The organism is Acetobacter sp. DmW_136, from assembly GCF_008690365.1.
GTDB classification, from domain to species: domain Bacteria; phylum Pseudomonadota; class Alphaproteobacteria; order Acetobacterales; family Acetobacteraceae; genus Acetobacter; species Acetobacter oryzifermentans.
This window is the reverse complement of record NZ_VHON01000005.1, coordinates 107,394-121,053: the sequence shown is the minus strand read 5'-3', so window position 1 is coordinate 121,053 and position 13,660 is coordinate 107,394. Positions and strand designations below refer to the sequence as shown.

The window sequence follows — 13,660 nt, the reverse complement described above, 5'->3', positions numbered from 1 at the left end:
GGCATGACACAAAAGGTTATCGCCTTTCAGGGCACACCGGGCGCGTATTCTGATCTGGCCTGCCGTAATGCCAAGCCGGGATGGAAAACCCTGCCATGCCGTACCTTTGCCGATGCTATTGATGCCGTGCATCAGGGCCGGGCAGAACTGGCCATGCTGGCGTGCGAAAACAGCTTGGCCGGACGTGTGCCTGATATTCATTCCCTATTGCCTGCTTCTGGCCTGCAAATTGTAGGAGAGCACTTTCAAAGGGTAGAACACTGCCTGCTGGTTGTGCCTGGCACGCGTATGGAGCAGGTGCGGCGTGTACATACCCACCCGGTAGCTTTAGGACAAATCCGAAACCTGATTCGTGATTACAATTTGGAACCTGTGGCCGAGTTTGATACGGCAGGAGCTGCGGAACTGGTAGCCCTATGGAAAAAACCGGAAGAAGCTGCTGTGGCATCTGCTCTGGCAGCAGAACTCTACGGGCTGGACATTCTTAAAAAGAATGTAGAAGACGCAGACCACAACACCACCCGTTTTTACATTACCTCCCGCACGGCAGATCGTCCGCCGGTTGAAACCCCTAATGTGATGACAACACTCATCTTCAGTGTCAAAAACCAGCCCGGCGCGTTGTATAAAGTACTGGGCGGTTTTGCCACCAACGGCGTTAACATGACCCGGCTGGAAAGCTACATGTCTGGTGAAACCTTTGCCGCCTCCCGCTTTTTGTTGGATGTTGATGGACATCCAGATGATATACGCTTGAGTAAAGCACTGGCTGAGCTTGATTTTTTTGCACAGAACACCACAATTCTAGGTGTCTACCCTCAATCGCCCTTCCGCCAGCATACCTCTGCCGAAGGGCAGGACACGCCGCGCAGTATGCCGGTACATGCCATTTCAGGATAAGTGACTGCCCATGTCTGATACCTTTTTCTCCGGGTCTATTACCGCGCTGATTACCCCCATGAACCGGGACGGCAGTCTGGATTTTGCCTCGTTCGAAAAACTGGTGGACTGGCAGATCCGTGAGGGAATATCTGCCTTATGCGCCGTTGGCACAACGGGAGAAAGCCCAACCCTTTCTCATGCTGAACACCACGCGGTTGTAGAACGCACCATTAAAGTATCAGCGGGCCGCGTTCCTGTTATTGCGGGTGCGGGATCAAACAGCACATCCGAAGCCGTAGATCTGGCTCAGTACGCAGAAAAAGCTGGAGCAAGCGCTGTATTGGTAGTGGCGCCTTATTATAACAAACCCATGCAGGAAGGGCTTTACCGGCATTACATGGCTATTGCGGATGCCATTTCTATTCCGGTTATTCTTTACAATATTCCGGGCCGTTCCATTGTTGATATCAGCGTAGAAACAATGGCGCGTCTGGCACGGCACCCAAATATTATTGGTGTAAAAGATGCCACAGCCAACCTTCTGCGCCCATTGCAGGTGCGCCGCGCCGTAGAAAAGCGCTTTAACCAGCTTTCTGGGGAAGATGGTACCGCTGTGGCGTTTTTGGCTGCCGGGGGCGATGGCTGCATTAGTGTAACCGCCAATGTTGCGCCTGCTTTGTGTGCCAATGTGCAAAAAGCATGGCAGGAAGGCCGCGTGCAGGATGCCATTGCTATTCAGGATAAGCTTTTGCCTTTGCATGATACGCTTTTTTGTGAAAGCAATCCGGCTCCGGCCAAATACGCCGCCAGCCTGTTAGGGCTGGCTGGTGAAACCTGCCGCCTACCGCTTGCCCCCCTCACCGAACCTTCTCGCGAGAAGGTTCGTGCGGCCCTTGTTGATATCGGGCTACTAAACTGATGAGTTCAAAATCGGGAAAATCTGCCAAAAGTTCCATGATCTCTCATGGCATGGTGGCGCAAAACCGTAAGGCGCGCTTCAATTATAATATTCTGGAAACCATTGAAGCTGGGCTTGTACTAAGAGGTGCCGAGGTTAAAAGCCTGCGCCTTGGCCGTGCCACCATTAACGAAGCCTTTGCTGGTGAACGGGATGGATCACTATGGCTGTTTAACAGCTATATTCCTGAATATCAGGGGGGCGTTCTTTCCCGTTTTGATACGCGTGCACCACGTAAATTACTGATGCACCGGAAGGAAATGCGTAAGTTTATAGGCGCCATTGCCAAACAGGGCGCAACTTTGGTGCCATTGAATGTGCATTTTAATGAGAGAGGCTTGGCTAAAGTTACGCTTGGCTTAGGCGTTGGCAAAAAAACCCACGACAAGCGGCAGAGCATTGCAGACAGAGATTGGCAGCGTGATAAAGCGCGCTTAATCCGAAATAAGGGGAAAGGGGACTACTAAACGTTCCCGTCCACTTTATAAAAACGGACACAATCTCAAGCTAGAACCCATAAAAAAACCCCGGCATAACCGGGGTTTTTTCTTGAAACCTAATTCTAAAATCAGGATCAGGCCGGAGAAACTTCAGCAGCTTCTGGGCCTTTCTGGCCCTGAACCACCTTTACGTTTACACCCTGACCTTCGTTCAGTGCGCTCAGGCCAGACCGTTCAAGAGCAGAAGCGTGAACAAAAATGTCCTTACCGCCGCTTTCCGGTGTGATGAAGCCAAAACCTTTGACAGAGTTGTACCATTTTACGGTACCACGTGTGTCTTCAGCCATGGACAGATCCGGGGCAGGGCGGCCAGCCGGACGGCTGCCAAAACCGGGGCGCGGTGCACGGGGGCGTTCTGGCTGGGCGGTGCTTTCGTCAACGGAAATAACTTCCGCAACCTGGCGACCTTTCGGGCCCTGGCCAATCCGTACAACCAGTGTCGCACCCGGGCTTACACCCTGATGGCCTGCCTGAGAGAGTGCATTGGCGTGCAGGAATACATCACCGGTGCCATCTGCCAGTTCAACAAAGCCGAAGCCTTTTTCGCTGTTGAACCATTTAACAGTTGCACCAACTTCCGGCCCGGAAGCCACAACCTGCGGACCACCAGCGCCACGGCGCGGTGCAAATCCACCACGGTCACCGCCACCAAAAGCAGGGCGCTCACCAAAGGAAGGCATGGACATGTAATCGTCATCAAATCCGCCGCGGCGAGGAAAACGAGAGCTGCGGTCGGTCCTGTTACTTTTCAACGGTCTTGATCCTGGAGTACGGAGAAGGCTGAAGCTTCTCCCGATATTGAAAAACGGGCAGTTTGCCGGAATGGGTTGACAGGTTTACGTAATTTGAAGAAAACGCCACCGTTCCCGTTCCTGAAAGCTGCAAATGCGCCCACTGTTTCCGTAGCACAGCCAACAGCGTGCGACTATAGGAAAGCATGAAATTGGCGGGAGTTTCACACACTTTTCTTGATCTCACAGTTATGTGATACCTTTGCGCCCATAGAGGTCTGACGTTGGCATGATAGCCACAGCCAGACAGGATAAGGGGAAACGGGCTTTCTTGTGCGGGTATTATCCATTAAGAACAGCCTAGAATCATGCCCGCACATGGCCAAATGGAAGAAAAAGCATGCCCGTAGTTTTAAAACGGCTTCGCGCACGGCGCCTTGCCCTTGCGTCTCTTATGCTGGCAGGGGCATCCGTGTGTTCTCTTTCTTCCGCCAAAGCGACTCCTGCCTCTGACAACAAAGGCACATGGACCCTTCAGGGTGAGAACGATGCCATCACCACCCTAAAAGGCACATCGGACCAATATTATACCAGTGGCCTGCGTTTTAACTGGACATCTGGCACCAATACGCTGCCCACCCCCATTGCCGCCATTAACAAGGCCATTTGGGGGGAAGGCGTGCAGCGTATTAGCATTGGCCTGCAACAGCTTATCTTCACGCCACGCAATACACAGGTTTCCAGCCCGTGGGCTCCGGGGCAGGCTCAAACTGCGCGTATTAATGACAGGCCTTATTCCAGCCTGCTGCTGGGCACCGTGAATCTTATTAATGATACGGACAGAACCCGCAGCGTATTTGGCATTCAGTTTGGTATTATGGGGCCGGGCGGCTTGGGCGAGCAGCTCCAGAATGGATTCCACGGCCTGATTGGTGATACCAAAAACCAGGGCTGGTCTCATCAGCTTAAAAATCAGCCCATCTTTCAGGTGCAAGGCGGGCGTATCTGGCGTTTGCCTTTGGCGCATGTGTTTGGCGTAGAGTTTGACATGCTGCCATCTGCTGCCGCCGCCATTGGTGATTATCAGATTTATGGCCGCATTGGTGATGTGTTCCGGATCGGGCAGGGGCTGGATAGTGATTTCGGCACACCCACCATTCAGGCTTCCGGCACAGATGGTACGGATGCCTATAAATCGCGGCGTCCCTTTTCATGGTACATCTTTGGTGGCGTAACGGGTGAAGCCGTTGGGTATGATGCCTCATTGCAAGGCAACACCATGCGCAGCAATTCCCTACACGTGATTAAAAAGTGGGATGTGGGTGAAATTCATGCCGGTTTGGCCTTCATGTTCTGCGGTTTGCGCATTTCCTACAGCCAGGTTTGGCAGACGCAGCAGTTCACCACAGCCAAGTCTGGCCTGTTTAACTATGGTTCATTAATGGTTTCGGCAAAGTTCTGATTCTTTTTCCTGCACCACAGAAAGTCATTTGCACAAAAAACAGGCATAAAAATTGTGCACTTTGTGTGCGTTTGTGTTTTTTTCGTCACGAAGCCTCAAACCTGCCTGCTTTTGAGGCGTTAACATTCGTTTTCTCGTAGCGTAGCGCGCTGCAGCTCTTTTACACTCCAAACATCAAGACCGAACCGGGATTGTCAGGGGATAAAAGAAACCATGCCGCGCACAACAGCATCTTCTCAGCAACACACCTGCCAGATCATTCCATTCCAGATGGAAATCACATCCCGCCAGCAGGCTTACCTTACCCGTTGGGTGCAGGCTGCTCAGCCCATGGGCATTTGCGATGCAGATGTTTTTGTGTCTGAACAGAAGCAGGCCGGCATTTCTGCTGGTTACGTTGTGGTATGGGTGCGCGAAACTCCAGATCCTGCTTACCAGATTTACTGCCACGGCAACCGCTGGATTGTTATGGATGCTATCCGTGATAATAAACTGGGCAGCTTCAACACTTTTGCAGATGCCTTGAACATGATCCGCCCCGTCATGCCGCGCGAACAGGGCATTGTTGCCGCTTAAACACCCCTGTTTAAGTTATGCATTCCGGTTGGCCGCCTTCTTCCCTTCCAAGGGAAGGGCGGCTTTTTTTTGCCCTCAGCCTTGCACCCAATCATTAAGAAATCCTGTTATTTCCATTTCAGGGATTGCCTCATGGGTTTCTCCTGCTGCAAGGACTACGCAGACCATCACCAGTTCGAGTAGATCTGAAAGGATCCTGAGATGACAAGCCTGACCCTCGCATACCCCGAAACCACCGTGCATGAGGCTACGGCAGCAGCAATCATCCGCGTTCTGGAAGCCAATGATGTAGAGCCGGATATTGTAACCGGCCCTAAAGACGTGCTGACAGACATGCTCAAAAAGGGTGAGGTTGATTTTTACGTTTCTGCATGGCTGCCGGATGAAGATGCGAGCATGCTGGCCCCCGGTATTCTTCCGCTTGGCAATCTGTTTCGTCCCGCAGCTCATTGCTGCATTTCTGCAGAAGATACGCCGCTGACATCTTTGGATGACGTAGCACAGGCTGGGCCAGAACTTTCCCGCACGATTATCACGCCTGAATCTTTGCAAAAACACATGGAAAAAGTGTTGCAGCAGTATGGGCTGGATACCGCCGGCTTCAGCCTGAAAGTGTTGCCGGATGAAGAAGCACTGGCAGAACTGAACGCTGCCCTCAAGCGGGAAGAACTGGTGCTGATGCCACTGTTTCAGCCTTGCTTTCTGTTCCACATTGGCGGTTTCCGTATTCTGAACGATCCCAAAAATGCACTGGGGGGCGAACAGGACGCGCGCATTCTGATCCGTGCAGAAATCAAGGATGAAATGGAGCAAGATCTTCTGGACGAATTGGATGAGCTGATGCTCAGCGCCAAAATTATCAGCGCCATGGATTACGCCATGCGTGTTGAAGGCATGACAGCCGATGAAGCAGCAGAAGCCTGGCAGCGCGGCAAACTGCTGCCCCGCTAAGGAAAGGCCGCGCCAGCATGACAGATCAATCCCCCGCCGATACGCACGATTCCAGCCTAGCCGCCCAATATGAGGCGTATCCATACCCAGAAAGAAACCCGCAGGATGAGGCCAAGCGCCTTTTAATAGGCAGCCCCAGCCATTTGCGGGAAATTGACTACTGGGTTTTTGGTGCCAAACGGCCGCAAAGCCAGCCTTTGCGGGCATTGGTGGCAGGGTGCGGCACCGGGGATGGTGCCATTATGCTGGCAACACACCTGCAACGTGCCGGACGCCCCGGTGAGGTTGTATGTGTAGATCGCTCCCAAAAGGCGCTTTCCATTGCGCAAGCGCGGGCGCAAACGCGGGAGCTGGCAAATATCCGCTTCATTCAGGGCTCTCTGACAGAACTGGATGCGCTGGATCTGGGCCTTTTTGATTATATTGATTGCTGTGGCGTACTGCATCATCTCCCAGATCCTGATGCCGCATTAGCCATGTTAGAAAAACACCTCGCACCCGGTGGTGGCATGGGGCTGATGGTCTATGCACCTTATGGGCGCACAGGTGTTTACATGGTGCAGGATGCGCTGGAAAAAATTGCGCCTCATTCCGAATCTCCTCAAACACGGCTCGATATGGCACGCCGCGTGATGCGCACGCTGCCTGCCACTGCGTGGTTGCGGCAGAACGGCAACTTTGGAGATCACCTTTCTGGCGGTGATGCAGGCTTATACGATCTGCTGCTGAACCCAAGAGACCGCGCTTATACCGTTACAGAGTTTTTAGATTTTCTGGGCAAAGCAGGGCTGGAACCTTCCTGCTTAATGGAACCGGCACGGTATGATCCAACCCTGTTTTTGCCAGATCCACGCCTGCGCGCGCGCATAAGCAGCCTGCCGTGGCAACAGCAGGCTGCCATAGCGGAAGACCTTGCAGGTAATATGCCCACTCATGTTGCTTATGTTGTCCGCAAGGGCGCACGCATTACGCCGCCAGACCCCATGAATTTTTCTGCCGTGCCAATCATGCGTGAAATACCGGGGGTAGAATTGGCCAAGCAGATGCAGCCAGACCACACGCTGCCTTTTGCTTTTGGCACATTGGTTGTACCCATTCCCTTGCCACCACAAATGCGCGGCATCCTGCCCCTGATTGATGGTGAACGTACTGTTGGTGCTTTGGCAGAAGCCGTGGCACCTCGCGGTATTTCAGAAAACAAATTTCGCAAAGTGTGGGCAGAAGGTTTTACTACTTTGGAACGGCTGAACCGCGTGCTCTTACGTCCACCGGCTTAAAAACATTCTCTGCGGGAAAGAGATTTGAAATGTCAGCACTGCCCGTCATTATTTTTGGTGCAGCCCTCAACCCGGATGGCAGCCCGTCTGTTGCGCTGTTAAACAGAGTGCATTCTGCGCTTATGTTTGGCGCTGCGCATGAGCCTGTTATGTATATTCCTACAGGTGGCGTGCCACAAAATGGCCAGACGGAAGCAGACGTTATGGCCGCCTGCCTGTTAAAGGCTGGTATTGCTCCAAAATATATTCTGCCCGAGCCCACGGCAGGTACGTTTGATTCCGCTGTTGCTTGCACGCATCTGCTACGCCGGGCAGGGTATCTTACGGCTCAGCCCATAGCGGTTGTTTCCAGCCCTTTGCACCTGCCTCGCTGTGTTTTGCTCATGCGTCTTGCGGGGTGGAAAGTGCAGTCCGTGCCATTTTTACGTGCTCAGCCGCATGTTCCCAACATGCGCAAAAAACTCCTACGTATCGCGCATGAATGCCTTGCCCTGCCTTGGGATGCACTGCTTGTTCTGGGCTGGCGTATTGTGCGGCGTTAAACTGCGCCGTATTCTGCTCCCGATTTCCTGCCGGTCTGCGTTTTGCGTGGCTTCCTTTTTATGGGCCGCCATATTGCGCAAAGCATAGAAAGCAGCCCGTGCAGTTCATGATCTTGCCAAAGCAGGTGGCTTCCATCCGTTTGGCAAGGAAAAATTTGGAACAGTGAGTATCATGGCCGTTTACGCATTTGTTTTTCCCGGACAGGGCAGCCAGTCTGTTGGCATGGGGCAGGAGCTTGCAGAGGCTTTTCCTGCGGCGCGTTCTGTTTTTGAAGAAGTTGATGACGCCCTGGGCGAAAAACTCTCCAAAATCATTTTTGAAGGCCCGATAGAAAGCCTTACCAGCACAGAAAACGCTCAGCCTGCACTTATGGCTGTGTCCATGGCTGTTCTGCGGGTTCTGGAACAGGATGGCGGTTTGGATCTTGCTGGCAAAGTTACGTTGCTTGCTGGGCATTCTCTGGGGGAATATTCTGCTCTGGCCGCGGGGCGTGCCTTTGGTGTGGCAGAAGCCGCACGCCTGCTACGGCTGCGCGGGCAGGCCATGCAGAAAGCCGTTCCCGCTGGGGAAGGCGGCATGGCGGCCCTGATTGGCGTAACATTGGCACAGGCAGAAGATATCTGCACCAAAGCCTCTGCCAAAGGCGATGTAGAAATTGCCAATGATAACGGCAGCGGCCAGATTGTTATTTCCGGCAAGATTGCAGGTATTGATGAAGCCATTGCTATCGCCAAAGAATTGAAGATCAAGCGCGCACTCAAGCTGCCGGTTTCTGCACCATTCCATTCTTCGCTCATGAAGCCAGCAGAAGATGTGATGGCCGAAGCATTAGCCAAAGCTGACATTACCGCCCCGATTGTGCCCGTAATTGCCAACGTAACAGCCGAGCGCGAAACGGATACCGATACGATTCGGCAAAATCTGGTGCGTCAGGTTACTGGCCGTGTGCGCTGGCGGGAAAGTGTGGCCGCTATGGTCGGCATGGGTGTGGATACATTTGTAGAAATTGGTGCAGGCAAGGTGCTTTCTGGCTTGGTGCGGCGCATTGATTCCGAAGTATCTGGCCTTTCTGTGGGCACGCCAGCCGATATCGAATCTTTCCTGAAAACTTTGTAAAAACAGCGGGTAAACAAAAATTATGTTCAAACTGGACGGAAAAACCGCACTGGTTACAGGCGCAACAGGCGGTATTGGCAGCGCCATTGCGCGTTTGCTGCACGCACAGGGTGCAAAGGTTGTGCTGTCTGGCACGCGTGAAGCCGTGTTGCAGAAGCAGGCGGAAGAACTGGGGGAAGGGCGTGCATTTTACGTGGCTGCCAACCTTTCTGATCCAGCAGAAGCCGATGGCCTTATTGCCAAAGCGGAAGAAGCTGCTGGGGCGCCTGTTGATATTCTCGTCAACAACGCGGGCCTTACGCGCGATATGCTGGCCCTACGCATGAAAGATGAAGACTGGGATCAGGTTCTAAACGTTGATCTGTCCTCTCCTTTCCGGCTGTGCCGTGCCGCACTTAAGGGCATGCTGCGCCGCCGGGCAGGGCGTATTATCAATATTTCCTCTGTTATCGGTTCCACCGGCAATGCTGGGCAGGCCAACTATGCGGCTGCAAAAGCAGGCATTGTGGGCATGAGCAAATCCTTGGCGCAGGAAGCCGGTTCGCGTGGCGTTACGGTAAATGTTGTGGCCCCAGGCTTTATTGTTACCCCCATGACAGACGTTCTGCCCGATGCGCAAAAAGAAAAACTGCTGGGTGCGATTCCACTGGGCCGCCTGGGCCAGCCAGAAGATGTGGCTTCTGCCGTGCTCTATCTGGCATCAAACGAAGCCGCATGGATTACAGGCACCACGCTGCACGTAAACGGCGGCATGGCAATGGTTTAAGGGAGTTCTCCCTTAAATTTGGCCTCTAGAATGTCTGCGCAGAAGAGAGGGTGCAAAATACTTTCAGATGTGGCAGACAGACTATGCAAACACGCGCATAATCAAGGGGGCGGAAGAAAGACTTTTCCGGTTTGCCTTGGCTTGTGATGAAAAAACGTGCTAAGCGCCCGCAACCCCTGTTGCTGGGGAAGAATAACGGAAGCAGTGCTGTTTTCTATTCTTCCACCAATAGGGATTGTGGTAGAGCAGGCACCAGAACAACCTGCCCGCATGTAAAACCGGGCCTATGGGATACAAAGACAGATGAGCGAAATCGCTGATAAGGTTAAGAAAATCGTGGTCGAGCATCTCGGCGTCGAGGAAAGCAAGGTCACACCGGATGCATCGTTCATTGATGATCTGGGCGCTGACAGCCTTGATACCGTTGAGCTGGTGATGGCGTTTGAAGAAGCCTTCAATGTCGAAATCCCGGAAGATGCAGCGGAAAAAATCACCACCGTTAAAGATGCTATCGATTACATCGAAAAGCAAAAAGCTGCCTGATTTTCAGGTAATTTTGCGTTTAACGGAACTGTGGGTCCCTCTACTATTTGAGGGACCATATACGTGCAGAACAGGGAGCGGGCTGGTTTGTTGCAGTCGGCCGGAGTAAATTCTGGACGGAGACGGGTAGTCGTCACCGGAATGGGCATCGTCGGACCTCTGGGTCTGGGTGTTGAAAACGTATGGTCACGTCTGATTGCAGGCGAAAGCGGGATTGGTAGAATCACGCAGTTCGACCCAAGCGATCTGCCGGCCCATGTGGCTGGGGAAGTGCCGGAAGGGCCGACCGCAGAAGGAAAGCTCACACTTTCCGAGTGGATTTCCCCCAAAGACCAGCGCAAAATGGACCGCTTCATTCACATGGGGTTGGTGGCAGCAACGGAAGCGGTGGAGGATTCTGGTTGGAAACCCGAAACCGAAGAAGATAAATGCCGCACCGGTGTAATGATTGGCTCTGGCATTGGTGGTCTTCAAACCATCTATGATGCCTCCATTACCGTGCATGAAGGTCGGGCGCGGCGTCTTTCGCCGTTCTTTATCCCGTCCGCTCTCATCAACCTGGTTTCTGGCCATGTTTCCATCAAATATGGTTTTCAGGGGCCAAACCATTCAGTTGTTACGGCTTGCGCTACCGGCGTGCATGCCATTGGTGATGCCGCGCGCATTATCATGTTTGGTGATGCCGACGTAATGGTAGCTGGTGGTGCAGAAGCAACCGTTTGCCCGTTGGGCATTGCTGGCTTTTGCTCAGCCCGTGCGCTATCTACCGGCTTTAATGACACCCCCGGAAAAGCCTCCCGCCCATGGGATAAAGACCGTGATGGTTTTGTAATGGGTGAAGGTTCCGGCGTTGTGGTGCTGGAAGAATATGAACACGCCAAAGCCCGTGGCGCCAAAATTTATGGCGAAATTATCGGCTATGGCATGTCTGGTGATGCATACCACATTACCGCACCGGCAGAAGGCCATTACGGGGCATACCGTGCCATGCGCGCTGCACTGAAAAGTGCAGATCTTACCCCGGCAGACATCAACTATGTTAACGCCCACGGCACCTCCACCATGGCGGATGACCTTGAGCTGGAAGCTGTTGAACGCCTGTTTGGTGATGATGCCCGTAAGCTGGCCATGTCTTCCACCAAATCGGCCACAGGCCATTTGCTTGGCGCGGCTGGTGCAGTAGAAGCCATTTTCTCCATTCTGGCTATTCGGGACAACGTAGCGCCGCCTACGCTGAACTTGGATAACCCATCGCGTGAAAGCGTGATTGACCGCATTGCCCATACAGCGCAGCAGCGGGAAATCAACGTGGCTCTTTCTAACAGCTTTGGATTTGGCGGCACAAATGCCAGCCTGATCGTGCGTGGCGTCTAAACCAAAAAGAAAGCCTGCAAAACAGCCTGCCAAAAAAGGTCGTGCTGCCCTGAAATGGCTAGGGGGCCTGTTTCTTCTTTCTGCATTAGCAGGGGGAGGAACAGGTTTTTTTGCATGGTATAGCTATATAAAACCGGGGCTTTTGCCAGAAGCTACGGATGTTGTTGTGCCACACGGTGGTTACGCCAGCACCTTAAATGCACTGCAACACGCGCAGGTGCTGCCATCTGGCTGGTTCACAGATAAGCTGTTTGTCACGGCCATTTCTCTTACACGTAAAAGCGGCCAGCTACACGCAGCAGAACTGCATTTTCCGCAGCATGTTTCCATGCAGGATGTGCTGTTTATTCTGCGGCATGGTAAACCTGTTTTACATAAGCTGACCATTCCTGAAGGACTTTCTGCTCGTCAGATCCAAGCTGTTATTGCCTCTGCTCCTTTTTTAGAGGGCGAAACACCCTTGCCCACAGAAGGCAGCACATTACCGCAAACCTATAATTACCTGCGGAATAGCGAACGTGCGGATATTGTAAAACGTGCGCAAAACGCCATGCAAACGGCGCTAGATACTGTCTGGCAAAAGCATGATCCAGCCCTTGATGGCATGATACCATCCCCACAGCTTCTGCTTGTTCTGGCATCCCTGATAGAAAAAGAAACAGCCTTACCTGCAGAAAGGCCCATGGTTGCACGTGTTTTTCTAAACCGCTTGCAAAAAGGCATGAAATTGCAAACAGATCCAACCGTGATTTATGCCATAACACATGGTAACCCGCCGTTGGGCCGCGCACTTACGCGCACTGATCTTGCTACGCCAGACGCATATAATACATATGTTGTTACAGGGTTGCCTCCCGGGCCTATCTGCTCGCCCGGCATGTCCGCATTAGAAGCGGCAGCACATCCTGCCAGTGGAGATGCGCTTTTCTTTGTGGCCAATGGCAATGGTGGGCATAATTTTTCCACTACTCTGGCTGAACATAATCGGAATGTTTCTGCTTTTCGGCAGCATAATACGCATTAAGCGCCTTCCACCCCATAAGGGCAGAAAGCGCTTAATTTTTTAACCTAGAAAAAACTTATCTAGACGGGCTCAGGCTTTCCTGCTTGATGCCACCGCCACCAGATGCCCCAACGGTATCTGCGGCAAGAGCATCTGCATCGCTCTGAGAAACCGTGTTGCTGTTAGAGACACGTGAGGAAGAGGAAGACGCACCCGTGCTTTTTGCCATGGCGGCATAACGCATCAGCACACTCCTCAGGGGGTCTGCATCCGGGTTATTCACACGCATGCTTACAACAATATCTTCCGGGCCAATGCTTTGCTTGTAGTATTCCCGATTGGCATCACTGTTCACGGTCAGTTTGCTTCCCCCTAAGGAAGCACCAGCAAACACGCCCTGAGATTTCTGGGCAATCAGAATATCCGTGTTGCGTGCACCCGCATTCCCTTTAGCAACTGCCGTGCTCATGCTGGCAAAAGAGGCGCCTGCATTGGAAGAAAACTGGAACTGGCTATCCAGCAGAGCCTGCAAGCCGCGATCCGTCATGACAAAGAAAACTATCTCGGAACTCTGCACCCCAAATTGCAAACCGAACGATGCGGTGCTGAGGGTATAAAATGCCGGATCAGACCACGAGCCGCGCGCATCACGCGCCAGCAGCAGGCAGCCACCATGTGCGCCGCCAAATGCAATAGACATGCGGAACATATCTGGGCACACCATGACAGCACGCGCTTTAGCCAGATTGGTTACCATCGGACTTCGGCTGGTTGCGCCTACAAAAACATCCTGCACGCTCAGGGCTGCCTTATCAACCAGTGCCTGCGGCTTATCAGCCGCCTGAGCCGGCGCTGCAACACACAGAGAAAATGCTGCGGCCAAAGCCAAAGAAGCAGAAGAAAGATGAGTAACCAGACGCATGCCGGAATTCTCCACAATAAGCCGGTAAATATGATCTGCTAGAAAGCACGCTTTTG

At 52.8% G+C, this 13,660-nt stretch carries 15 protein-coding genes; 13 read left to right on the top strand and 2 right to left on the bottom strand.

The window, feature by feature from the left end; genetic code table 11:
• Window positions 1-3: 3 nt before the first annotated feature.
• From FKW31_RS01320 to smpB, 3 genes are read left to right on the top strand one after another with little or no spacing between them, the layout of a single operon-like run.
• The gene (locus FKW31_RS01320) at window positions 4-900 is read left to right on the top strand and encodes a prephenate dehydratase (RefSeq protein ID WP_150177275.1); all 897 of its coding nucleotides are present in this window, start codon (window positions 4-6) and stop codon (window positions 898-900) included.
• A gap of 10 nt (window positions 901-910) precedes the next feature.
• A complete protein-coding gene (gene dapA / locus FKW31_RS01315; RefSeq protein ID WP_150177273.1) occupies window positions 911-1,801 on the top strand; it encodes a 4-hydroxy-tetrahydrodipicolinate synthase in 891 nt (296 codons plus the stop codon).
• Window positions 1,801-2,307 (top strand): SsrA-binding protein SmpB, encoded by a 507-nt coding sequence (gene smpB / locus FKW31_RS01310; protein ID WP_006115256.1) that lies wholly within the window; start codon window positions 1,801-1,803, stop codon window positions 2,305-2,307. Before dapA ends, smpB begins: the two co-directional genes overlap by 1 nt.
• A gap of 107 nt (window positions 2,308-2,414) precedes the next feature.
• Here smpB and FKW31_RS16595 read toward each other — a convergent pair whose 3' ends face one another.
• Window positions 2,415-3,092, bottom strand: a complete 678-nt coding sequence (locus FKW31_RS16595) for a cold-shock protein (RefSeq protein WP_006115255.1) — start codon at window positions 3,090-3,092, stop codon at window positions 2,415-2,417.
• 379 nt (window positions 3,093-3,471) lie between these two features.
• Here FKW31_RS16595 and FKW31_RS01300 point away from each other — a divergent pair, with 379 nt between their 5' ends.
• The 10 genes from FKW31_RS01300 (at window position 3,472) to mltG (ending at window position 12,703) form a co-directional block, all read left to right on the top strand.
• Window positions 3,472-4,533: a lipid A deacylase LpxR family protein gene (locus FKW31_RS01300; protein WP_004449120.1), complete on the top strand. Its 1,062-nt coding sequence runs from the start codon at window positions 3,472-3,474 to the stop codon at window positions 4,531-4,533.
• A 213-nt stretch (window positions 4,534-4,746) separates the two neighbouring features.
• A complete protein-coding gene (locus tag FKW31_RS01295; RefSeq protein ID WP_006115252.1) occupies window positions 4,747-5,109 on the top strand; it encodes a hypothetical protein in 363 nt (120 codons plus the stop codon).
• Between the two features lie 201 nt (window positions 5,110-5,310).
• The gene (locus FKW31_RS01290; RefSeq protein WP_150177271.1) at window positions 5,311-6,060 is read left to right on the top strand and encodes a glycine betaine ABC transporter substrate-binding protein; all 750 of its coding nucleotides are present in this window, start codon (window positions 5,311-5,313) and stop codon (window positions 6,058-6,060) included.
• A gap of 17 nt (window positions 6,061-6,077) precedes the next feature.
• Entirely contained in the window at window positions 6,078-7,337 is a 1,260-nt protein-coding gene (locus FKW31_RS01285) for a bifunctional 2-polyprenyl-6-hydroxyphenol methylase/3-demethylubiquinol 3-O-methyltransferase UbiG (protein WP_150177269.1), read from the top strand.
• Between the two features lie 29 nt (window positions 7,338-7,366).
• Complete coding sequence (locus FKW31_RS01280; RefSeq protein WP_150177267.1) at window positions 7,367-7,879, top strand: YdcF family protein; 513 nt, start codon at window positions 7,367-7,369, stop codon at window positions 7,877-7,879.
• Window positions 7,880-8,051: 172 nt separating this feature from the next.
• Window positions 8,052-8,996, top strand: coding sequence for an ACP S-malonyltransferase (gene fabD / locus FKW31_RS01275; RefSeq protein WP_150177265.1), 945 nt, complete (start codon window positions 8,052-8,054; stop codon window positions 8,994-8,996).
• A 22-nt stretch (window positions 8,997-9,018) separates the two neighbouring features.
• Window positions 9,019-9,762: a 3-oxoacyl-[acyl-carrier-protein] reductase gene (fabG, locus tag FKW31_RS01270; protein ID WP_150177263.1), complete on the top strand. Its 744-nt coding sequence runs from the start codon at window positions 9,019-9,021 to the stop codon at window positions 9,760-9,762.
• A gap of 303 nt (window positions 9,763-10,065) precedes the next feature.
• Window positions 10,066-10,305, top strand: a complete 240-nt coding sequence (locus FKW31_RS01265; RefSeq protein WP_003628807.1) for an acyl carrier protein — start codon at window positions 10,066-10,068, stop codon at window positions 10,303-10,305.
• Window positions 10,306-10,368: 63 nt separating this feature from the next.
• Complete coding sequence (fabF, locus tag FKW31_RS01260; RefSeq protein ID WP_006115244.1) at window positions 10,369-11,679, top strand: beta-ketoacyl-ACP synthase II; 1,311 nt, start codon at window positions 10,369-10,371, stop codon at window positions 11,677-11,679.
• Complete coding sequence (gene mltG / locus FKW31_RS01255; protein WP_150177261.1) at window positions 11,669-12,703, top strand: endolytic transglycosylase MltG; 1,035 nt, start codon at window positions 11,669-11,671, stop codon at window positions 12,701-12,703. Before fabF ends, mltG begins: the two co-directional genes overlap by 11 nt.
• Before the next feature lie 55 nt (window positions 12,704-12,758).
• Here the strand turns inward: mltG and FKW31_RS01250 are convergent, their stop codons facing one another.
• Entirely contained in the window at window positions 12,759-13,604 is an 846-nt protein-coding gene (locus FKW31_RS01250) for a lipid-binding SYLF domain-containing protein (protein WP_150177259.1), read from the bottom strand.
• Between the last annotated feature and the right edge of the window lie 56 nt (window positions 13,605-13,660).